Source organism: Deefgea piscis, from assembly GCF_013284055.1.
In the GTDB taxonomy this organism is placed as follows: domain Bacteria; phylum Pseudomonadota; class Gammaproteobacteria; order Burkholderiales; family Chitinibacteraceae; genus Deefgea; species Deefgea piscis.
Genome location: NZ_CP054143.1, coordinates 383,064 through 405,115 on the forward strand (window position 1 = coordinate 383,064; position 22,052 = coordinate 405,115).

The following is a 22,052-nucleotide window of genomic DNA, read 5'->3' on the forward strand; positions in this document are numbered from 1 at the left end:
ATCCTCTTTAATCGCCTTGATTACGGCTTAAATCTCTTTGTAAAATCGTGACGCTACGCGCCGCAACGCGGCAGTCTTTGCCGCTAAAATCTGATTGTGGATCACCAGTACTCGCCAATCGCATACTCCAAATGCCGACCGGCAAATGAAAATGAATCTGATGCGCTGACGCATTCATCAACACCAATAGATTTTTGGCTAAACACACCATCAACGCGCGCCCTGCTGCGTCTTCCCAATCATGCGCTTGCAACGGTTGCCCTGATGGATTGAGCCAAACCACATCTTGAATATCATCTTCATCGGGCTGACCCGTCCACCAACGGCTATTTTGCAACACCGAGCATTCTCGACGAATTTTAATCAGTTCGGCGACATAATCTGTCAGTTTGTGATCGGCTTGCGACCAATCTAACCAAGAAATCGCGTTATTTTGACAATACGCATTATTATTGCCCTGCTGAGTGTGGCCGATTTCGTCCCCGGCGAGCAGCATCGGCGTGCCTTGGCTGAGTAATAAAGTGGCTAAAATCGCCTTGGTTGCCCGCATCCTGAGTAACAAAATCCCCGGATCTTCGCTAGGGCCTTCCAAACCGCAATTCCAGCTGTAATTGTGGCTATGGCCATCGCGGTTATGTTCTTTATTGGCCAAATTATGCTTGTGGTTATACGACACCAAGTCGCGTAAATTAAAACCATCATGCGCGCTAACAAAGTTAATCGATGATTTAGGACTACGGCGCTGCTTATGAAAGAGATCGCTCGATGCCGCAAAACGCCGCGCAAACAAAGCACGGTTCACCCCATCATGCAGCCAAAACTTACGCATGGCATCACGGTATTGATCATTCCATTCGGCCCATCCTTGCGGAAAATGCCCCACTTGATAACCGCCCGGCCCAATATCCCAAGGTTCGGCAATCATTTTTACCGTGGATAATTGCGGATCTTGGGCAATGGCGGCAAAAAATGGCGCATTAGCCGTAAAGTGCCCGTCTAATCGCCCCATAATCGGCGCTAAATCAAAACGAAAACCATCAACATGGCATTCGTTCACCCAGTAGCGCAGGCTATCCATCACCAATTGCAATACCCGTGGATGCGAGACATTCAGCACATTGCCGCAACCGCTCCAGTTTTCGTAATGCGCGGCGTTGCTACGGTTGAGCACGTAGTAATTGGCGTTATCAATGCCGCGAAAAGACAGCGTGGGGCCCATATGGTCTTGCTCGGCGGTATGATTAAACACCACGTCTAAAATCACTTCGATGCCCGCTGAATGCAAGGCTTTGACCATATCGCGAAATTCCGACAATGGCGTGGTGCCTGCGCGCTGCGACCAATAACTGGCCTCAGGGCTAAAAAAATTAATGCTGTTATAACCCCAGTAATTTTGCAGACCGAGCTGCATCAAGCGCGGCTCATCCAAATGCCAATGCACCGGCAGCAATTCAATCGCGCTAATGCCGAGCTGTTTAAAATGCGCCAGCATCGCTGGATGGCCAATGGCGGCGTATGAGCCGCGAATCTCGGCCGGAATCTCTGGGTGCAATTGCGTCAAACCGCGCACATGCGCTTCGTAAATGATTGTTTTTGACCAATCGGTATTGGGTGCTTCATCGTCGCCCCAATCATAGGCCTCATGAATCACTCTCCCCTTCAAAGCCACGGCGGTATTGTCATCAACGCTCGCTAATTCAGGGTGAGCAGGCTGATACCCAAAGTACAAAGGACTATCAGCCCATTGACCGACGATGTCTTTGGCATAGGGATCAAGCAGCACTTTATGTGGATTAAACCGCTGCCCTTCGGCTGGGCGATAAGGACCGCTCACGCGATAGCCATACACCAATCCAGGTTGAGCATCGGGCAAATAACCATGCCAAATACCATGACTGCAATGCTCAATGGGCAAACTGGCGGTTTCAACGAGTCCGGTGTCATCAAATAAACACAAGCTCACCGCGCTGGCGTTTTCGCTAAACAAGGCAAAATTAACCCCATCACCATCAAATGTCGCCCCCAAGGGATAGGGCGTCCCCTTGCTTAGCATGCGGTTTCACTCCAGCGTAAATATAGCGTTGCTAGTGGGGGTATGGTCATACAAACCGAATTTGCCCTGCCGTGCGCTGAAATACCCTCACTCAGTAGCAAGACATTTCCCAGATTACTACCACCATAAAAATAGGAATCGCTATTGAGTATTTCTTGATAAAAGCCCGCTTTGGGCACACCGAGCCGATAGCCATGTCTAGGCACTGGCGTGAAATTACTCACCACCACCACAAATTCATCGGCCACATCGCCGTGGCGAATAAAGCTAAAAATCGACTGCTCGCCCTCATCATGCGCAATCCACTCAAAGCCGCGCGGTTCAAAATCGAGCTGATACAAAGCAGCTTGGCTGCGATAAGTGCGGTTTAAATCCTTCACCAATTGCTGCACGCCGCGATGATGGCCGTGTTCGGCGTCGAGCAAATGCCAATCCAAACTGGTTTCGTGTTGCCACTCGGCCACTTGCGCCAGCTCGCAACCCATAAACAGTAATTTTTTGCCCGGATGGCCCCACATAAAAGCGTAATACGCGCGCAGGTTGGCAAATTTTTGCCTGTCATCCCCGGGCATTTTGCTCAATAGCGAGCCCTTGCCATGCACCACTTCGTCGTGTGACAAAGGCAAGACAAAGTTTTCCGAAAAGGCGTATACCAAACCAAAAGTCATTTTGTGATGATGATATTGGCGGTTAATTGGGTCTTCTTGCATGTACGACAGCGTGTCGTTCATCCAACCCATATTCCATTTGTAATGAAAACCCAAACCGCCCATCGCTGGCGGGCGCGATACCGCAGGAAATGACGTTGATTCCTCGGCCAAAGTCACGGCAGACGGGCGCTCAACGCCAACGACTTCATTCATCCGGCGGATAAAATCAATCGCTTCAAGGTTTTCTCGGCCACCAAATTGATTGGGAATCCATTCACCGTCTTTACGCGAATAATCGCGGTACAGCATCGAGGCCACCGCATCCACCCGCAGCCCATCAATGCCATAGCGTTCCAGCCAATACAGCGCATTACCAATCAAAAAATTGCGTACTTCATTGCGGCCAAAATTGTAAATCAGCGTATTCCAATCCGGATGAAAGCCCTCCCGCGGATCGCTGTGCTCGTACAACGGCGTGCCATCAAATTGTGCCAAACCATGTGCATCCGCCGGAAAATGCCCCGGCACCCAATCTAAAATCACCCCAATGCCAGCGGCTTGGAATGTGGCCACCATAAAGCGAAAATCATCAGGGGTACCATATCGGGAGGTTGGCGCATAAAGACCTAGCGGCTGATACCCCCATGAACCATCAAATGGATGCTCGCTAATCGGCAATAGTTCAATATGGGTAAAGCCCATATCGAGCACATAGGCGAGTAATTCAGTCGCCAGTTCACGATAAGTGAGCCAGCGATTGTTGTCTTCTGGGCGGCGCCGCCAAGAGCCCAAATGCACTTCATAAATTGAGATCGGGGCATTGAGTGCATTGGCGGCTTTACGGCTTGCCGTACCTTCAATCCATGCCGGCAATTGCGCCACTCGCGATGCTGTGGCTGGGCGTAATTCCGCAGAAAAAGCATACGGGTCGGCCTTACACTCAAGCTGATCTTGCTGATCGGTAATTTGATATTTATAAGCTTGCCCTGCGGTGACTTGCGGCAAGAAAATCTCCCAAACGCCGCATTCTTTGCGTAAGCGCATGGCATGGCGCCGACCATCCCAGCAATTAAAATCGCCTACCACCGCCACCCGCCGCGCATTGGGCGCCCACACCGCAAAACTCACGCCAGCAACGCCATCTTGCGAACAAAAATGCGTTCCCAATCGCTCGTAAGGACGCAATTGATTGCCTTCGGCCAATAACCACAGATCCATTTCGCCTAAAATCGGCGCAAAGCGATATGGGTCTTCAATCTCGAGCGGGCCTTCTTGCCATTGCACGCGCAAATGATAAGCAAAGCAATGCACTCGGCGTGGCACCACCACGGCAAAAAAACCGCGCTCATCGATACAGTCAAAATCGGCCAGCTTTTTACCGGTTTTACTTTCGATTAAACTACAATGCCTCGCCGTTGGTAGCCAAGCTCTCACTTGCACCGTACCGTCAACCAGATGCATACCCAAGAAAGAAAATGGATCAGCATCCTGACCAGAACAAACGGCAGCAACGCGGGCTAAATCAACTGAAATCATCGAAACCTCGATCGGCGGTAGCTTGCGCAATGATTGTTTATAGTCAAACCTAAGACTAACTGCTGAGTTAGCAGGGCCTATCGATCTTATGTGTTTGCTAATAACTTACGCAAGACGAAAAGAAACATAGTCCTATATTGCCGACACATTGACCCCAGTAAGGAATACCTGTGATGAAAAAATCTGATTGGTGGCGCGGTGCGGTGATTTATCAAATCTATCCACGTAGCTTTATGGATAGCAATAATGATGGCGTTGGTGATTTACGCGGCATTTTGCAGCGCTTACCGTATTTACAATCACTCAATGTCGATGCCTTGTGGATCTCGCCGTTTTTTAAATCGCCAATGGCCGATTTTGGCTACGATGTCAGCGATTATTGCGCGGTTGATCCGCTATTTGGCGACTTAGCCGATTTTGATGCGCTGATTAAAGCCGCGCACAAAGCCAAGCTTAAAATCATCATCGACCAAGTGCTATCGCATACCTCTGATCAACATGCTTGGTTTATTGAGAGTCGCAGTTCACGAAACAATGCCAAAGCCGATTGGTATGTTTGGGCTGATCCACAACCGGACGGCACGCCGCCGAATAATTGGTTGTCGGTGTTTGGTGGCAGCGCTTGGCAATGGGACAGCCGTCGCTGCCAATATTATTTGCACAATTTTTTAAGCAGCCAGCCGGATTTGAATTTTCATTGCAAAGCGGTACAAAAAGCACTGCTCGCTGAGCTGGAATTTTGGTTGCTACGCGGCGTAGATGGTTTTCGTTTTGATGCATGTATTTTTCATTTTCATGATGCGCAACTACGAAACAACCCGCCGGCGCGGGTTGCCGACACCACCAGCGTTGCGGCGAGCAATCCTTATGGCATGCAGCAGCATTTATACGATAAATCGCAACCGGAAAATCTGGCTTTTTTAAAAAAAATCCGCAAACGACTCAATCGCTATCGCGCCACCAGCATCGGGGAGATTGGTGACGATGATTCGCCCAAACGCATTGCTGAATATACCGAGGGCGGTGACAAATTCCATCAAGCGTATAGCTTTGATTTACTCACCGAAACCTTTAGCGCCGCGCATATTCGCCAGCGCGTAGAAATCATGGAAAGCCAATTTGCCGCACTGGCCAACCCCGGCTGGACGTGTTGGTCACTGGGCAATCACGATGTACCCCGCGTGGCGACGCGCTGGGGCAAAGGCCGCGCCGGCGCGCCCTTTTCTAAACTGATGATTGCCTTGCAAGGCAGCTTGCGCGGTTCGGTGTGCTTATATCAAGGCGACGAGCTGGGTCTGCCCGAGGGCGACATTCCATTTGAATTATTGCAAGATCCATATGGCAAAACATTTTGGCCCGAGTTTAAAGGTCGCGATGGTTGCCGCACCCCAATGCCTTGGCATATTGACGCGCCATTTGCTGGCTTTAGCGGCACTACGCCGTGGTTGCCAATCTCGCCTGAGCAACAAGCGCTCAGTGTTGATGTGCAGGATAAACCGCGCGATTCAATTTTAAATTTCACTCGGCGGTTTTTTGCTTGGCGACGGAAAAATCGATTATTAGTACTCGGCGACATCACCTTTTTGCCCGCGCCTGAACCGATTTTGCTGTTTGAGCGCAGCGGCAATGGCGAAAAAATGTTAATCGCGTTTAACCTCAGCGCTAACGAACACCGCATCAAACTGCCCAAACAATGGCAAAACATCGCCACCATGGATGGCCACGGCTTAATGGGCGGCGCCATCGTCAAGCAATACATCGTGCTGCAAGCTTGGGGCGGTTATTTTGGCAAAATTGAATAAGATGATCGTGCGCCGATTTGGTGTTGATGCGGTGCCACTCGCACTTAAAACCATCCACACCGAATCAGCACCGAAGCAAAGATGTAAATGTATATGCTGGTAGCTGCCATTAAATAACAGCTAGCGGCATATACCATGATTGGCGGGTGAAATAGAAGCTTCGTTGGTATATTGGGTAGCCCACGACTTGATTGGCATTTTTAATACCCGTTGCCCGCGATTCACGTGTTCCGTTGTTGTTATTGTCTAATTTATAAATTGTAACGGCGTGTGCTGTGCTCGAAAAAAAGATGGCGATTATCACTGCAGTTTTTAAAGCAGAGGTACGCATTTATATAAGATGAGAAGAGCATAATAAAAATTTTTACGTAAAAACATGAAAATAGTCATGCACGTGTATTTATGTTTTGGGCTGTTTGTAAGCTAGCGTCCATTTCGTGAGCTGCTCGCCGATAAAAGACAGATTTTTCTGCTCGATTAAAGTCTGTAGAAGCTTTGAACGGAATTTGTCCAGCTGCTTGTCCGGCGAATAGTTCCGCTTTTCTAATCAATTCTTTCAATGACAGTTGGGGTGCATTTGGCACGTCATCATGGCTGCCCTGTATGCCGTTAAGTAGTTCGGTGACACCCTTGAGCAGCTCTTTATTTTCATTCAGCGTTTTTTCAATCACTGCCAATTGTTCTTGGCTCACTGCCTGCACCATGCCTGAGCCACCCCAGCCACTCGTTCCACCTCCCGAATCACCTTGCGTGACAAAATCGTATTGCCCCTTCGTGACTGATTTGCTAAACGCGTGAAACTTGCCGTTTTCTACGGTAAAATCCCAAGCCGAGCTAGTCGCAAAATCATAGCCGCGCGCTTCATAACCTTTGTCAACAATGCGCTTGTCGGTTAAATAGGTTGTGCCATCTGCGTGCGTTGCAGAATAAAACTCGGGCAGTGGAAGCACGTAGCCACCGTAATGAAACCCCACATCGGTCATTATGTCGGGCCTTTGTTTACGCATATCGTAATCGACGCGCTCTAAGGCGCGCTTCATCGTTTCTGCTCCGTCATACAGCTGCTGATTGGCTTGCTGCACATCAGCAGGGACGATTGGTTCAGGGTTGATTTGGCGAGGGCCAAGGGTGAATTGCCCATTCGCATCTAATAAAGCTAAAATTTCTTTTGATTTTTGTGAGCCATCACCTGTATATCTGGGAACCTCAATCGACTCAAATATTACGGCCGTTCTCGAAATCATAATCATTATCCTTTTGTGTGCGCGGCACCCAAAGCTGAAAGCTGCCCTACACCTTAATTAGCGCCCAAATCATGCCCAATCGGTACAAAAGCTATCGGAAATAATTTCAAAAACTTAATTTATTTTTTCATTAGGTGACAGCAAATATTTAATCTGAACGGGGTCTGCTGTATTCAGCATCGAAAATACACAGATTACGGATTCATCCAATTCAAAATCACAAGTCACTCAGCGACTTCATTCAGTGTCGCTCAATCTTAGCTAACCAAGCTCAAGCCGTGCCGCATTAAAAACTCAATCCCGCGTCCTGCCGTGCCCTACTCCACAAAGCAGCAATCGACAGCGATTGGCAATAAGGGCTGTAGAGCACTCGCTGTAGGGTATAAAACCGAGTAAAATAGTCAGCTTTTCAGCTCCCATTGAAATCAATCCCATGCTTGAGCGTTTGCGTGAAAATATCCGCGTGGTTTTTGACCGCGATCCTGCTGCCCGTTCAACACTCGAAGTGATTACGTGTTACCCGGGATTTCATGCGCTCACTTTGCATTTAATCGCCAATAGCTTATGGCGTCGCGATTGGAAACTGCTTGGGCGTATCGTGTCGCACACTTCACGCTTTTTGACGGGTATCGAGATCCATCCGGGCGCAACCATTGGTCGTCGGGTCTTTATCGATCACGGCATGGGCACGGTGATTGGCGAGCACGCCATCATTGGCGATGATTGCTCGCTCTACCAAGGGATTACCTTAGGCGGTTTAGGTTTGGCCTCCAAACCCGGTAAACGCCACCCGACGCTCGGTAAAGGCGTGGTGATTGGCGCCGGCGCCAAAATCATTGGCCCAATTGAAATCGGCGACGATGCCAAAATCGGCCCCAATGCCGTGGTGATTAAAGACGTGCCAGCGGGCGCGACGATGGTGGCCAATTTAGCGCGCATGGTCGACAAATCGCTGGATCAACAACGCGCCGAAAAAGCCGAACAATTGGGGTTTTCAGCTTACGGTGTCGGCAGTGATATGAATGATCCGATGGTCAAAGCGATTCATGCACTACTTGATCATTCAGTCACCACCGATCAACGCCTAGAAATGGTGTTACAGCGCTTAGAACAACTCGGCGTAGACTGCAGCCAAGAAAGAGCCAGCGTGGATCAATTTGATCCCAAGCATCTGAATCAAATTGTCGATTAAATACAGATTAAGTGGCTCGATTTAACGACAAAAACACGGCTAAAGCGTATTTTTCAAGTGAAATCAAAGACCTGCTAACAGGCAATAAAATGCGCTCGAAAGTCAAGTTTAATCCCGACTATTTTAGTCGGGCTTTTACTTGACTAAAATAGTCGGGATTTGATACCATCAAAACAAGATAAATCAGCAGAGAAACCTCATGCGCTTGACCACCAAAGGCCGCTTCGCCGTTACCGCGATGCTTGATCTGGCACTACGCCAAGCCGGTGGTCCTGTTACGCTCGCTGGAATTAGCGAACGGCAACATATCTCACTGTCTTATTTAGAACAATTATTCGGTAAATTACGTCGCCGCGAATTGGTTGAGAGCGTGCGTGGTCCGGGTGGCGGTTATTGCCTTGCTCGTCCAGCCGCCAAAATCAATGTCGCCGAGATCATTCAAGCCGTTGACGAGCCGATCGATGCCACACAATGCGGTGGCAAAGAAAACTGTCGCGACGAAGGCCGCTGTATGACCCACGATTTGTGGAGCGATTTAAGCAGCACCATTTACGATTATTTATCTGGGGTGACCTTGGGTGATTTAATCGAGAAACAAAACGACAAATTAAAGCGCTGCAGTGATAAAACCGGTGTTTTACAAGACAAGCGCGCCAGCAATACCGCTAGCCACTGAGCGGACAAAGACTACACGGGGCCAACCCCATCGATTTTGAAATTGGAGCAAGACCTATGAATCTGTCACATCCGATCTATCTTGATTACTCGGCGACAACGCCAGTTGATCCACGCGTTGCGGCAAAGATGATTCCTTATCTGACCGAAATGTTTGGCAACCCAGCAAGTCGCTCGCATCCCTTTGGCTGGGAAGCTGAAGCCGCCGTCGAAGAAGCGCGGGAACAAGTAGCGGCTTTGGTCAATTGCGATCCCAAAGAAATCGTTTGGACCTCCGGTGCGACAGAATCGATTAACTTGGCACTTAAAGGTGCAGCGCACTTTTATAAAGCCAAGGGTCAACACATCATCACAGTAAAAACCGAACACAAAGCCACGCTAGACACAGTGCGTGAACTTGAGCGCGAAGGTTTTGAAGCGACTTATCTCGACGTACAAGACAACGGTCTACTCGATTTAGACGCGCTCAAAGCTGCGATCCGCCCAGATACGATTTTGATTTCGGTGATGTCAGTCAATAACGAAATCGGTGTGATTCAAGACATCGCGACCATTGGCGAAATCTGCCGCGAACGCGGTATCGTCTTTCACGTCGATAGCGCCCAAGCTACCGGTAAAATCGACCTTGATTTATCGACTTTGAAAGTCGATTTGATGAGCTTCTCGGCGCACAAAACCTACGGCCCGAAAGGCATGGGTGCACTCTACGTTCGCCGTAAACCGCGTATTCGTCTAGAAGCACAAATGCACGGTGGCGGCCATGAACGCGGTTTCCGCTCAGGCACCTTGGCAACGCATCAAATCGTTGGCATGGGTGAAGCATTCCGCATTGCGCGGGAAGACATGGCGACAGAAAACCAACGCATCGGCGCACTGCGTGATCGTTTGTGGAATGGCCTCAAAGAAATTGAAGAAACGCATTTGAATGGCGACATGAATCAACGCGTACCGCATAACTTGAACGTGAGTTTCAATTATGTCGAAGGCGAATCACTGATTATGGCGCTCAAAGACTTGGCGGTATCATCAGGCTCGGCCTGTACCTCTGCTTCGCTTGAGCCATCGTACGTCTTGCGCGCCTTGGGCCGCTCGGACGAATTGGCGCACAGCTCGATTCGCTTCACCATTGGCCGCTTCACCACCGAAGCTGAAATCGACTTTGCGATTGAATTGATCAAAGGCAAGATCGACAAGCTGCGTGCGTTGTCGCCATTGTGGGATATGTATAAAGAAGGCATCGATATTTCGACCATCGAATGGGCCGCCCACTAAAAATTGACTGCGGCTCGTTGCGCCAAACTGCGTTGCGCTGCCGCTTGTTTACAGAAGTAAACGGCGCGACATCGCGCCTTGTCTGGCACAACGATCCACGCCAATTTGCACGGATAAATTGAGCAGACATAACAACCGATCCGCCCGAAAAAGGTGGTTTGATTCTGGAAATTATTTAAATATTCAAAAATTTTCCAGCAAGGCACTTCAGGCGCAGACAGTACATTGAGTACGGCAAGCCTAAGTAACGCAGCTGGGGAATTTTTGATTTAGCAAAGAGGCACATAAAATGGCATACAGCGAACAAGTACTCGATCATTACGAAAATCCACGCAATGTGGGCGCTTTTGAAAAAGGCGACGACACTGTTGGTACCGGTATGGTCGGCGCGCCAGCGTGTGGCGATGTGATGAAGTTGCAGATCAAAGTCGGTGCCGATGGCCTGATTGAAGACGCAAAATTCAAAACCTACGGCTGTGGCTCAGCCATTGCATCATCGTCACTGGTGACTGAATGGGTTAAAGGCAAAACGCTAGACCAAGCCTTGGCGATCAAAAATACCCAAATCGCTGAAGAGTTGGCTTTGCCTCCAGTTAAAATCCATTGCTCGATCTTGGCTGAAGACGCAATCAAGGCCGCAGTAGAAGACTACAAGCAAAAACATCTGTGAGTCGGGAATTAGATTAGGGCAGTAGCAAGGCCTAATCACCACGCCCAACTCCCAATATGGAGCAAATCATGGCACTGACATTGAGCGAAGCGGCTGCAAATCACGTCGCAAACTTTATTAAAAAACGCGGTAAAGGCCTTGGGATTCGTCTGGCAGTCAAAACCTCGGGCTGTTCAGGCATGGCCTATAAGCTCGAATTTGTTGACGCTGAAAGCGATACGGATTTGGTCTTTGAAAGCCATGGCGCCAAGATTTACACCGACGCCAAATCACTCGCTTATCTAGACGGTACTGAATTGGATTACACCAAGGAAGGACTGAACGAAGGGTTTAAATTTAATAATCCCAACGTTAAAAACGAGTGCGGCTGTGGCGAAAGCTTTGGTGTATAAGCAAAGAACCAGAGATTGGGGACTGGCGAGTGGGGAGTCGTAAACCCCCTCCCATTCTTATTAACATACTGATCAAGCGTATCCGCAACAAAGTACGTTTTTACCCTTCCCCACTCCCAACTCCCTATATCCCCAATGATTAACTTCAATCAATCCCATTTCGCCCTGTTTGATCTGCCCGTTGCCTTTGCAATCGACACCAAACTGCTCGATACCCGTTATCGCGAAGCCGTAGCTCAGTTTCATCCGGATCGTTTTGCAACGGCTAGCGATACAGAACGCCGCCAAAGTTTGCAAGCGACCACGCACATCAACGAAGCCTATCAGACCTTGAAATCAGGCCTGGCTCGAGCGCGCTATTTACTCAAATTGGCCGACATCGATACGCAAGAAGAAACCAATACTGCGATGCCGATGGATTTTCTGATGGCGCAAATGGAATGGCGTGAAAGCATTGCGGAGGCTAAAGCCAGCCAAAATTTAAGCGCACTGGAAAACCTAGCCAGCGAGATGCGTGCCGAAATGCAAGCCCTTGAAGACAAATTGGCCATGCAAATCGATGGGCAAAAAGACTATATCCACGCTGCGCTGAGCGTGAGAAAATTACGCTTTATGGAAAAGCTCGACCAAGAAATTGGCGATGCGATTGAAGCGATTTTGTATTAATCGCTAGGCGAGCTTGCTGGCATTACCAGCCACACGCTAGCGCTCAATTTATTTTCAGCCAGTTTAGCGGGGTATGACCCGCCCTACATCAGGGTATATTCCTGAAGCCATTACATATAAATAGCTTCAGGCATATACCTTAAAGCATGTTAATCGATTAGATTTTTAGGATTTAAGCCAATGGCTTTGTTGCAAATCTCCGAACCCGGCCTTTCAGCCGCGCCGCATCAACACCGTCTTGCGGTGGGCATCGACTTGGGTACGACCAATTCATTAGTCGCAACAGTTAAAAGCGGCAGCGCGGTCTGCCTGCCCGATCATGATGGTCGCACGCTACTACCGTCGGTGGTGCATTACAGCCAATCTGGGCAAATACTGGTTGGCCATGCGGCGCAAGCGCAGCAAAATGTCGACCCCAGCAATACGCTGCTGTCGGTAAAACGCTTTATGGGCCGTGGCATCAATGACATCGCCGATTTAGCCACGCCGTATCGCTTTGTTGACGAGCCAGGCATGTTGAAAATCGTCACTCGCGCGGGCATTAAAAGCCCGGTGGAAGTGTCGAGTGAAATCCTCAAAAACCTCAAAGCGCGCGCAACTGAGAGCCTCGGCGGCGAACTCGTCGGCGCAGTAATTACTGTTCCAGCGTATTTTGATGACGCGCAGCGCCAAGCGACCAAAGACGCCGCGACCCTTGCTGGCATCAATGTTTTGCGGCTCTTAAATGAACCTACCGCCGCGGCAATTGCCTATGGCTTGGACAATGCGTCTGAAGGCACCTATGTGATTTACGATTTGGGTGGCGGCACATTTGACGTGTCGGTGCTCGAACTCACGCGCGGCGTGTTTGAAGTGCGCGCCACTTCGGGCGATTCGCAACTTGGTGGCGACGATTTTGACCACCGAATTTATTGCTGGATTTTAGAGCAAGCCGGCATTCACGGCCCCAATCCACACGATACCCGCCTGCTGCTGACGCGCGCCCGCGAAGCCAAAGAAGCGCTGACTGATCACACCAGCACTCAAATTACCGCCGTTTTATCCGATGGGCAGGTGGTGGATTTAACGCTGAGCGCTGAACTATTTCATAAAATGACCGCCCACCAAATCAGCAAAACGCTGTTGCCGGTAAAGAAAGCCCTGCGCGACGCCAAGCTCGATTTTGCCAGCGTAAAAGGCGTGGTGTTAGTCGGCGGCGCAACGCGGATGCCGCATGTACGCAAAGCGGTGCGTGATTTATTTGGCCAAGAGCCACTGACCAATCTGGACCCAGATAAAGTCGTTGCCATTGGCGCGGCAATTCAAGCCGATGTCTTGGCGGGCAATAAAGGGGATGACGATTGGTTGCTGCTGGATGTGATTCCACTGTCTTTGGGGCTAGAAACCATGGGTGGTTTGGTCGAAAAAATCATTCCGCGCAATAGCACCATTCCAACCGCCCGCGCACAAGAATTCACCACCTTTAAAGACGGCCAAACTGCGATGGCGATTCATGTATTGCAAGGCGAGCGCGAATTGGTGAGCGATTGCCGTAGCTTGGCGCGGTTTGAGCTGCGCGGCATTCCAGCGATGGTTGCCGGTGCGGCGCGCATTCGCGTGACTTTCCAAGTGGATGCCGATGGTTTGCTGTCGGTGTCTGCGCGTGAGCAATCGAGCGGCATTGAAGCGAGTATCGCAGTCAAACCTTCTTACGGTCTGACCGACAATGAAATCAGCCGCATGCTCACCGAATCAATGACGCATGCCAATGTGGATTTACAAGCCAGAAAGCTCGCCGAAGCGCGTGTTGAAGCCAGCAGCATTGTCGCCGCGGTATTGATTGCACTTGAAACTGATGGTCATTTACTCAATTCAAGTGAGCGTGCGCCGATTGATGCAGCACTGGCCCACTTACAAACGCTGATTGCTGGCGACGATGCCAACGCCTTAATTGCCGGCACCGAGCAACTGAATGCCGCCAGCGATGAGTTTGCCAGCCGCCGCATGAATGCGGCAGTGAAACGCGGCTTAAGCGGCCACAAAATTACTGATATTTAACGACACAGCGCGCTGCGCTCAATAATCGTTTTTGCTATTGCCAAAACCAGCCGCAAGGATTGCGCTGTTTTAATGAAGGATTGACCATGACTCAAATCGTTGTTTTACCCCACCCGACGCTTTGCCCGGAAGGGGCGGTACTCGAAGTCGAGCCCGGCACCACGATTTGTGATGCACTACTGGCGAACGATATCGAAATCGAACACGCTTGCGAAAAATCCTGCGCCTGTACCACTTGCCACGTGTTAATTCGCGAAGGTTTTAATAGCCTGAACGAAGCCGATGAGCTCGAAGAAGACCAACTGGATAAAGCCTGGGGCTTAGAATCTTGCTCACGCTTGTCGTGCCAAGCCGAAGTAGCAGAGACTGAATTGGTGGTTGAATTGCCTAAATACACCATCAACCATGCGCGTGAGCATCACTAATCGGCCAGGGTATCACCATCTAGCCATCTAAAATAAAAGCCTAGCCAGCCATACCCAAGGAGCAAATTATGAAATGGACCGATAGCCGCGAAATCGCAATTCAATTGAGCGAAAAATTCCCTGATACCGATCCAAGCACCATTCGTTTCACTGATTTACGCGACTGGGTGCTGGCACTGGATGGCTTTAACGATGATCCGCAGCATTGTGGCGAAAAAATCCTTGAGGCGATTCAAATGACGTGGATCGACGAAGCAGAGTAAACCACCAACACTTTCATCAAGCTTAAACTATCTTGCAAGAATAGAATCAGCTAAACTAACACCATTGTCCTAATTGATGATGGTGTATGACCTCTGCCTTACTTTCTACCGCGCAGCATATCTTGACTGCACGTCAGCTGCTTGCGCCATGTTTAGCGCAAACGCCCAATCAAGCGAGTTTTATTGCGCAAATCAACGCAGTGATCACGCATCTATTGGCCGCTTGCGAACAAAATAGCAATGTGGCGTTAGCCATGATACAGCTTGATCTGAATGGCCCTTATACCGTGCGCCATCCGATCAATGTTGCCATTGTTGTCAATTTAGCGCTTAAAAACTTGGGGCATAGCGAGACTGAACGCTGGCATTTTATCGCCGCAGCGCTGACGATGAATATCGGCATGTATGCACTGCAAAATGAATTATCCCAGCAAAGCAGCGCCCTAACGCCTGAACAGCTCAGCCAAATCAAACTGCACCCAGCGCAAGGTCGCGAAGCGCTACGCAACTTAGGCGTGGCCGACTCGATGTGGCTCGATTGCGTCTTACAGCACCATGAAGCGCCTGATGGCTCGGGCTATCCGCAGCAGCTCGCAGGTGATGCGGTGTTATTCGCTGCCCGTTTGATTGGTCTGGCCGATCGCTATTGCGCGCTACTTTCGAATAGCACCTATCGCACCAGTCAATCGGCCGACGTAGCCTTACAAACCTCGCTCAATAGTGCTGGCGGTAGTCTGGACCAAAAATTGGTGAATTTATTTAGCCAAACGATCGGTAGCTATCCACCGGGCTCAGTGGTGTTGCTCAACAATGGCGAATGTGGCGTAGTGATTGAGCAAGCGATTGGTGCCGCCGCACCGCAAATACTGGCGCTGTTTGATCGTGATGATCAGCTCTATCCGCAAGCCATCCGCCGTAATGGTCAACTGGCTGAATTTAGAATTCTAAAAGTCATTGATAGCCGCATTATCGCTGGCGCCATGCCGCTCAGCCAAATTTGGGGGCCTGACGCGCAAAGTTAACCCGCCGTTTTTTACAAAGCCCATAAAAAAACGCCAAGCTGAACTTGGCGTTTTTTGCGCGTGAATGATGCGCTTAATGGTGATGCATTGGCATCGAAGCGTGTGCTGGCATCGACGCATGAGCTGGCATCGAGCCATGCGCCATTCCGCGGTGACCTTTGTTACTTGAACAATTGGCGCGCATCGCTTCACGTGCGGTACGGCGTTCAGCCACGGTCACGATACCATCTTTATTGGCATCCATTTGCTCAAAGCGGGCATCCGACATTTTTTGATGCTCAGCCTTAGTGATATCGCCTTTTGGCATTTGTGGGCAAGTTGGCGTGGCAGCGAAAGCCATCGAAGTGGCAAAAACAGTCGCAGCTAATAACAAAGCTTTCATTGAGGTATGCATTTTATTTCTCCAAACCAGCAAACTGCACTATGCAGCATGTTCTGTGTGATATAACGTCGCAATCTTCAATTCGGTTGACGACTAGGATAAAAAAAATGACTTTTGCTGAACAACTGGCCTTAATGCCAAGCATTGATCACTTATCGGCCATTGAGTTACTCGATGGTGAAACCGTGATCGCCCGCATTGAAAATCGCCCCGGCCAAGCCGGTAGCGTGCGGTTGTACCATGCCTTGTATCAAGAATTTGGCGCCATCAGCGATATTGCCGCGCAAAAAGGCCTACGCCTCTATGCCGAACATACCGCCGATGCACAGGCTTTTCCCGGGAAACACCCCAACATCGATCGTCTATTCCCCATTGCCGAAGGTGGCCAGCCTTTAGCTGTTCGCCTTATTGCCGCTTAAACCGAATCACTATCGCCCTGAGTATCTTATGCCCTGTGCTACATTAAACCGATGTATTGCCCGCTTAGCATTATCAGTAATGGCTTTGAGCGCAATACCTGCTCAAGCTGAAATTGACTTTGGTTCTTTGGATTTTTTAGCCAGTGACAATCCACAGAGCCCGATTCCCAGCGGACTGATTGTCGGCGGCGTAGTGCTCGGTGGACAAGCACGCTATCAAGCACAAGATGCAGCAGGGTATGCGATACCAGGGCTGATTTATTTTGGTGAACAGCTCATGTATCTGGGTGATCGAGCCCGCTATTATTTTTATAAAGAAAATAAGCTTGGGCTGTACGCCTATGGTCGGGTTCGTTTTGGCAATCTAGACCCAAAAGACAATGCTGCATTCGCTGGCATGCTCAAACGTAAAGGCCAGCTTGAAGCCGGTGTAGGCCTCAATTACGCCCTGCCCTTTGCGCTACTGAGTATGCGCGTATCGAGCGATATCACTGGCAATAGTAAGGGGCAAGAAGCGCTATTTTGGACAGATTTCCCAATTGTTCGTGACAATCTACTCATCATGCCCGGTATGGGTGTCATGGTGCGCAGTAGCAAGATGGCCAATTATTATTTTGGTGGCGTTTCGGTGCAAGAAGCGAGTAGTAGCCGCCCAAGCTGGGATACTGGCAGTACCGTCTCTCCGATGCTGGCCATCATTAGCAGCTACCGATTTAATAAAAGCTGGATCGGCATGGCCGCAGTCAATTACGAGCTGTACGATAAAAACATCCAAAACAGCCCGATTGTGCAACATCGCGGTGAGTTTTATGCCGGAGTGGGGCTGGGTTATATCTGGTAAGCCAGTGTTAAATCAGCCGATTGCGAGCAAAAAAAAGGGCCTTTCGGCCCTTTCGCATTTAATCGGTAATTAACCGTGTTTTTTCGGCAAGAACAACGCTGCAACTTGTGGTGCACGCTTGGGTAATTTAGGCAAATTACTCGGGAAAGCGGGCACTTCGCTGGCATCACGCTGCGCGCGCGATGGCATGCGTTGATATTCTTTTACGCCCTTATCGGTGGTTGGATCAACATGATGACGGCGCTCTGCCCGCGCTGGACGCTCGTCGATCACTTGAATCGTACCTGGCGAGAAGCCATGCACTGGAATCAACGGCATTTCGCGATTGAGTAGCTTTTTGATGCCTTCGTAAGCCTTGCCTTCTTCGGGCGCAACCAGTGAAATCGCCACACCAGTGGCACCAGCACGACCGGTACGGCCAATACGATGCACGTAATCTTCGGCGTTGGTCGGCAATTCGTAATTCACCACATACGGCAAATCAGAAATATCCAAACCGCGCGCGGCCACGTCGGTGGCAACGAGCACTTGTGTTTCACCGGCTTTAAATTTAGTCAGCGCTTCAGTGCGCGCGCGTTGATCGCGATCGCCATGAATCGCTTCGCAATTAAAGCCAGCGCGTTTCAAATCACGTGCCACTTGATCGGCACCGATTTTGGTACGGCAAAACACAATCACTTGCGTCATTTGATGCACACGAATCAAATGCGCCAACAAAGCACGTTTGCGGCCAGTTTCAACCGGATGCAATTCTTGTTTGACCGATTCATTGGCTGAGTTTTGGCGTGAAATTTCAATTTTCACTGGCTCATGCATAAATTGCTTAGACAGCTTGATAATTTCTGGCGCAAAAGTCGCCGAGAACAACAGCGTTTGCTTGCGATTGGTACACAAATTGAAAATATTTTGAATATCCAAAATGAAACCCATATCGAGCATGCGATCGGCTTCGTCTAGGACCAAAATTTCAACTTGCGATAAATTAATTGATTTTTGCTGGATATGATCGAGCAAACGACCGGGCGTGGCGACCAAGACTTCGATCCCTTCACGCAGCGCCGGTTGTTGCGCCTTCACATCCACACCGCCATACACCACATGGCTACGCAAACCCGTGCCCTTGCTGTAAGTGGCCACATTGGCGTAGACCTGATCGGCCAACTCACGCGTTGGCGTGAGAATCAAAGCGCGGATCGGGTGCCGTGCCGGAGAAGCACTGTGATTGGCGTGACGGATAATTCGCGTCAAAATGGGCAAAGTAAACGCGGCCGTTTTACCGGTACCGGTTTGCGCGGCACCTAACACGTCTTTACCGGCCAAAATAACCGGGATCGCTTCAGCTTGAATCGCAGTGGGAGTTTCATAGCCTTGTGCAACGACCGCCTTTAATACTTCAGGCGCCAAGCCTAATGATGCAAATGTGATACTCATTACACTCCAATACACGCGACAAAACTAAAGGCAGCACTTTACACCAAGCGAGCCCATATGCCTACCTTCGTCTGCAGCCAATGGCGCCGATCAGCAATAAAATCCAGCATAAAACCAAGCATTTAACGCTGATTTCCATTCATCGTCGGCCAGCCAAGGCACACCAATCGCGCACGCGCAATCATTGCGCGAATACGGGCTAGATCAAATTATTCTGTTGAAATGACGGCAAGCTAAGCCAATCACAGTAAACTAGGGTCTGTTGACGCTTGGTTTGCCAGCCGCGTTTATGCGGATTTTGGCCTGAGGCAAGGCACGAAGCGCGCAGCGTAGTCATTCTACGCCAGCGCTTTGTAACGCAACATCAGGCCAAAATCCGCCAAACCCTGCGGGCTGGGCGCTTTTCGCGGTGACTCTGCGTTGTAGCAAGCTCACATAGAATGACTATGCATCGCTTACTACGCCTTGATTCGCCGCGAAAATCGCTCCAGCGCGGCGGAAAACCAAATGCCAACAGACCCTAGCACACTGTCACTACCCCACTTTGGAGCCCAACGTATGTACGATATCGCCCGTGAACATTTACGCACCGTGCGTGATCTGCACCGCTTTGCCGTCAGCCGTTTTAATACCGCTGAGTTATTTTATGGTCACGGCACCACTGAAGCGTGGGACGAAGCAGCTTATTTGATTTTAGCCACGCTCAAATTACCGGTTGACCGTCTCGAGCCGGTGTTTGACGCGCATTTATTGCCAGAAGAAATCGCGCAAGTGCTCGATGTGATTCAAGAACGCGTGGTTACGCGTAAGCCCGCAGCGTATTTAACCAAAGAAGCGTATTTGGGCGAGTTTAAATTTTATGTTGATGAACGCGTGATTGTGCCGCGCTCATTTATCGCCGAGATTTTATTTAACGATGGCTTAGAGCCCTATGTCGAGCACCCAGAATTAGTTCACCGCGCGCTTGATTTGTGCACCGGCTCGGCTTGCTTGGCGATCTTAATGGCGCACGCCTTCCCTGATGCGGCCATTGATGCGATTGATCTCTCGCCTGATGCGCTCGATGTCGCTGAAATCAACGTCCTTGAATACGGCTTGGGTGATCGGGTTGATTTGCTCGACTCAAATTTATTCGAAGCGATCCCAGATGAACGCTACGACTTGATTATCTCCAATCCACCGTATGTCGACGCGCATAGCGTGGCCGAATTGCCACCAGAATATCTGCACGAGCCAGAAATGGCCTTAGGTAGCGGTGAAGATGGCCTCGATATCACTCGCGAAATCTTAGCTCAAGCGACCAAGCACTTAAATCCACGCGGTGTATTAGTTGTTGAAATCGGTCATAACCGCGACGAGCTCGAAGCGCAATTCCCAACGCTGCCATTTGTATGGTTAAGCACCGAATCCGGTGACGGCTTTGTCTTCTTGCTCACGCGGGAAATGTTAGTTGAAGCAGGCTTGTAATCAATAAGGGTATATCAATCTAGGTCATTATTTATAAAACTTAGGTCGATATACCCATTAATTAAAGGCAATGTACGGATTTGGTGTTGATGCTTTGCCGCAGGCACTTAAAACCATCAATACCCAATCTGATCAACAAGTAATCAAACTGGGTAGATCGATCTAGGAAATTTTTTATAAAACCTAGATCGACACACCCATCAATCAATCTCACCCGACTTCAACACGATTACGCCCTGCTGCTTTTGCTCGATATAAAGCCGCATCCGCACGCTCAATCAAAGCACTAAATGCTTCGCCCTCATTGCGCGTTGCGACACCGCAAGAGCACGTCAGTTGAATGCCATTGGGCCACGCCACTTGCGCAATACTTTGCCTTAATTTATCCGCCAACCGTGCAGCCGCATCGAGTGGTGTACGTGGGCAAACGATTAAAAATTCTTCGCCACCCCAGCGCACCAATGCGTCGCTTTGCCGAATTTCTTGACGCAGCACTTGCGTAAATTGCTGCAATACGGCGTCACCCATCGCATGGCCAAAATCATCATTGATGCGTTTAAAGAAATCTAAATCGGCAAATAACAAGCTCATTCCCGCTTCATTTGGGCTGTCGCCCTGCCATTGCTGCAATAGAAAATCGCGCAAGCCTTCGCGATTGAGTGCGCCTGTCAGCGAATCAAAACGAACTTGATAACTCAAGGTTTCAGCTTGGATTTCTAATGCACGATTAATGTTTTTTAATTCAGTCATTTGCAAACGTTTGGCATGAATTTGCTGACGATAAATAACCAACTCCAAAAACAACCATGCCATGCCAAACACCAGCCAAACGATCACAATACCGGCCAATAGCTGGGTTAAATTCAGCCATTTACCGCGAAACTCAATCGCCTTGATCGCAATTTTATACTCCCCTGTCACCACGGCATTGGGGGTAATAATCTCCAGATGCGAGACATTATTTAATTTCATATCGCTATGCACAAAAGGGATTTTTTGATCCACCAACCACCATGACGCCACACGGAAATAGCGCAATGGAATGGTTAATTGCCCATTTTCCGGTACATCGACTTCAACCTCATTCACCTTGAGCGACAATGGCTCGCTTAAAGTAGAAAATTCAGGCTCGTAATTACGTAAATAAATCCTGATTTTTCGCCCTTTGGGCGAGCTCAGCCCTAAATCAAGATGCATTTCATCCAGCCCAGATAAATCTATGCCATCTGGCGCAATCGCAATCCGCACGCTGGCCTCACAAAACGGCCAAGCATAGGCTTGAGCATCAAGCGCACAAGAGAGCAGCATTGCGTCGCCCTGCCGTGTCACGCTAGACACCGTTTTACCGCCAAGCGGACGGTCATCAATCGGGAAAAAAATCCCCGCATCGTTCTCGGCATCAAAGCGAATAACGCGCGTCATCCCCCAATGTTGCCACATAAGCAACACCACGCTCAGCAACATTAAAGCCACCATAATGCGGCGTAAAAGACGAACTAGCCGTTGCGGCATATTACCTCCTCGAAGTCTTTTGGACTTTTTATAAGCGATTTGCTTTATGAGCATTTCCTAATAATGTAAATGTTACGCAACTCAGCCAAAGCAGCCCAGCA

Annotated in this window: 20 protein-coding genes; 14 read left to right on the plus strand and 6 right to left on the minus strand. The window is 49.6% G+C overall.

Annotation, left to right across the window (positions count from 1 at the left end; genetic code table 11):
• Positions 1-7: 7 nt before the first annotated feature.
• The gene (gene glgX / locus HQN60_RS01900) at positions 8-2,053 is read right to left on the minus strand and encodes a glycogen debranching protein GlgX (protein WP_173532100.1); all 2,046 of its coding nucleotides are present in this window, start codon (positions 2,051-2,053) and stop codon (positions 8-10) included.
• A complete protein-coding gene (gene glgB, locus HQN60_RS01905; RefSeq protein ID WP_173532101.1) occupies positions 2,047-4,239 on the minus strand; it encodes a 1,4-alpha-glucan branching protein GlgB in 2,193 nt (730 codons plus the stop codon). The genes glgX and glgB overlap by 7 nt, the downstream gene beginning before the upstream one ends.
• A 173-nt stretch (positions 4,240-4,412) precedes the next feature.
• Here glgB and HQN60_RS01910 point away from each other — a divergent pair, with 173 nt between their 5' ends.
• A complete protein-coding gene (locus tag HQN60_RS01910) occupies positions 4,413-6,041 on the plus strand; it encodes an alpha-glucosidase (protein ID WP_173532102.1) in 1,629 nt (542 codons plus the stop codon).
• Positions 6,042-6,427: 386 nt separating this feature from the next.
• On the opposite strand, the gene HQN60_RS01915 is transcribed toward HQN60_RS01910, so the two are convergent.
• Positions 6,428-7,291: a hypothetical protein gene (locus HQN60_RS01915; RefSeq protein ID WP_173532103.1), complete on the minus strand. Its 864-nt coding sequence runs from the start codon at positions 7,289-7,291 to the stop codon at positions 6,428-6,430.
• Positions 7,292-7,718: 427 nt separating this feature from the next.
• On the opposite strand from HQN60_RS01915, the gene cysE reads away from it, so the two are divergent.
• The 10 genes from cysE to HQN60_RS01965 all read left to right on the plus strand — a co-directional run bounded on the left by cysE (position 7,719) and on the right by HQN60_RS01965 (position 15,899).
• Positions 7,719-8,477, plus strand: coding sequence for a serine O-acetyltransferase (gene cysE / locus HQN60_RS01920; protein WP_173532104.1), 759 nt, complete (start codon positions 7,719-7,721; stop codon positions 8,475-8,477).
• A gap of 199 nt (positions 8,478-8,676) precedes the next feature.
• Entirely contained in the window at positions 8,677-9,153 is a 477-nt protein-coding gene (gene iscR / locus HQN60_RS01925) for a Fe-S cluster assembly transcriptional regulator IscR (protein WP_173532105.1), read from the plus strand.
• A 56-nt stretch (positions 9,154-9,209) separates the two neighbouring features.
• Complete coding sequence (locus HQN60_RS01930; RefSeq protein ID WP_173532106.1) at positions 9,210-10,424, plus strand: IscS subfamily cysteine desulfurase; 1,215 nt, start codon at positions 9,210-9,212, stop codon at positions 10,422-10,424.
• Positions 10,425-10,713: 289 nt separating this feature from the next.
• Positions 10,714-11,094, plus strand: a complete 381-nt coding sequence (gene iscU, locus HQN60_RS01935) for a Fe-S cluster assembly scaffold IscU (protein ID WP_173532107.1) — start codon at positions 10,714-10,716, stop codon at positions 11,092-11,094.
• 68 nt (positions 11,095-11,162) lie between these two features.
• A complete protein-coding gene (gene iscA / locus HQN60_RS01940; protein WP_173532108.1) occupies positions 11,163-11,486 on the plus strand; it encodes an iron-sulfur cluster assembly protein IscA in 324 nt (107 codons plus the stop codon).
• 135 nt (positions 11,487-11,621) lie between these two features.
• Positions 11,622-12,152 (plus strand): Fe-S protein assembly co-chaperone HscB, encoded by a 531-nt coding sequence (hscB, locus tag HQN60_RS01945; protein ID WP_173532109.1) that lies wholly within the window; start codon positions 11,622-11,624, stop codon positions 12,150-12,152.
• 180 nt (positions 12,153-12,332) lie between these two features.
• Positions 12,333-14,189 (plus strand): Fe-S protein assembly chaperone HscA, encoded by a 1,857-nt coding sequence (gene hscA / locus HQN60_RS01950; protein ID WP_173532110.1) that lies wholly within the window; start codon positions 12,333-12,335, stop codon positions 14,187-14,189.
• 86 nt (positions 14,190-14,275) lie between these two features.
• Entirely contained in the window at positions 14,276-14,614 is a 339-nt protein-coding gene (fdx, locus tag HQN60_RS01955; protein WP_173532111.1) for an ISC system 2Fe-2S type ferredoxin, read from the plus strand.
• A 68-nt stretch (positions 14,615-14,682) separates the two neighbouring features.
• On the plus strand, positions 14,683-14,877 hold the full coding sequence (iscX, locus tag HQN60_RS01960; RefSeq protein ID WP_173532112.1) for a Fe-S cluster assembly protein IscX: 195 nt from the start codon (positions 14,683-14,685) through the stop codon (positions 14,875-14,877).
• An 86-nt stretch (positions 14,878-14,963) separates the two neighbouring features.
• Positions 14,964-15,899, plus strand: coding sequence for an HD-GYP domain-containing protein (locus HQN60_RS01965; RefSeq protein WP_173532113.1), 936 nt, complete (start codon positions 14,964-14,966; stop codon positions 15,897-15,899).
• 73 nt (positions 15,900-15,972) lie between these two features.
• On the opposite strand, the gene HQN60_RS01970 is transcribed toward HQN60_RS01965, so the two are convergent.
• The gene (locus tag HQN60_RS01970; protein WP_173532114.1) at positions 15,973-16,293 is read right to left on the minus strand and encodes a hypothetical protein; all 321 of its coding nucleotides are present in this window, start codon (positions 16,291-16,293) and stop codon (positions 15,973-15,975) included.
• A 95-nt stretch (positions 16,294-16,388) separates the two neighbouring features.
• Here HQN60_RS01970 and HQN60_RS01975 point away from each other — a divergent pair, with 95 nt between their 5' ends.
• A complete protein-coding gene (locus tag HQN60_RS01975; RefSeq protein ID WP_173532115.1) occupies positions 16,389-16,700 on the plus strand; it encodes a DUF2322 family protein in 312 nt (103 codons plus the stop codon).
• A 79-nt stretch (positions 16,701-16,779) separates the two neighbouring features.
• Complete coding sequence (locus HQN60_RS01980; protein WP_173532116.1) at positions 16,780-17,541, plus strand: MipA/OmpV family protein; 762 nt, start codon at positions 16,780-16,782, stop codon at positions 17,539-17,541.
• 69 nt (positions 17,542-17,610) lie between these two features.
• On the opposite strand, the gene HQN60_RS01985 is transcribed toward HQN60_RS01980, so the two are convergent.
• On the minus strand, positions 17,611-18,972 hold the full coding sequence (locus tag HQN60_RS01985) for a DEAD/DEAH box helicase (RefSeq protein ID WP_173532117.1): 1,362 nt from the start codon (positions 18,970-18,972) through the stop codon (positions 17,611-17,613).
• A gap of 558 nt (positions 18,973-19,530) precedes the next feature.
• Here HQN60_RS01985 and prmB point away from each other — a divergent pair.
• The gene (gene prmB, locus HQN60_RS01990) at positions 19,531-20,439 is read left to right on the plus strand and encodes a 50S ribosomal protein L3 N(5)-glutamine methyltransferase (RefSeq protein WP_173532118.1); all 909 of its coding nucleotides are present in this window, start codon (positions 19,531-19,533) and stop codon (positions 20,437-20,439) included.
• 210 nt (positions 20,440-20,649) lie between these two features.
• Here prmB and HQN60_RS01995 read toward each other — a convergent pair whose 3' ends face one another.
• Positions 20,650-21,951: a GGDEF domain-containing protein gene (locus tag HQN60_RS01995; protein ID WP_173532119.1), complete on the minus strand. Its 1,302-nt coding sequence runs from the start codon at positions 21,949-21,951 to the stop codon at positions 20,650-20,652.
• Between the last annotated feature and the right edge of the window lie 101 nt (positions 21,952-22,052).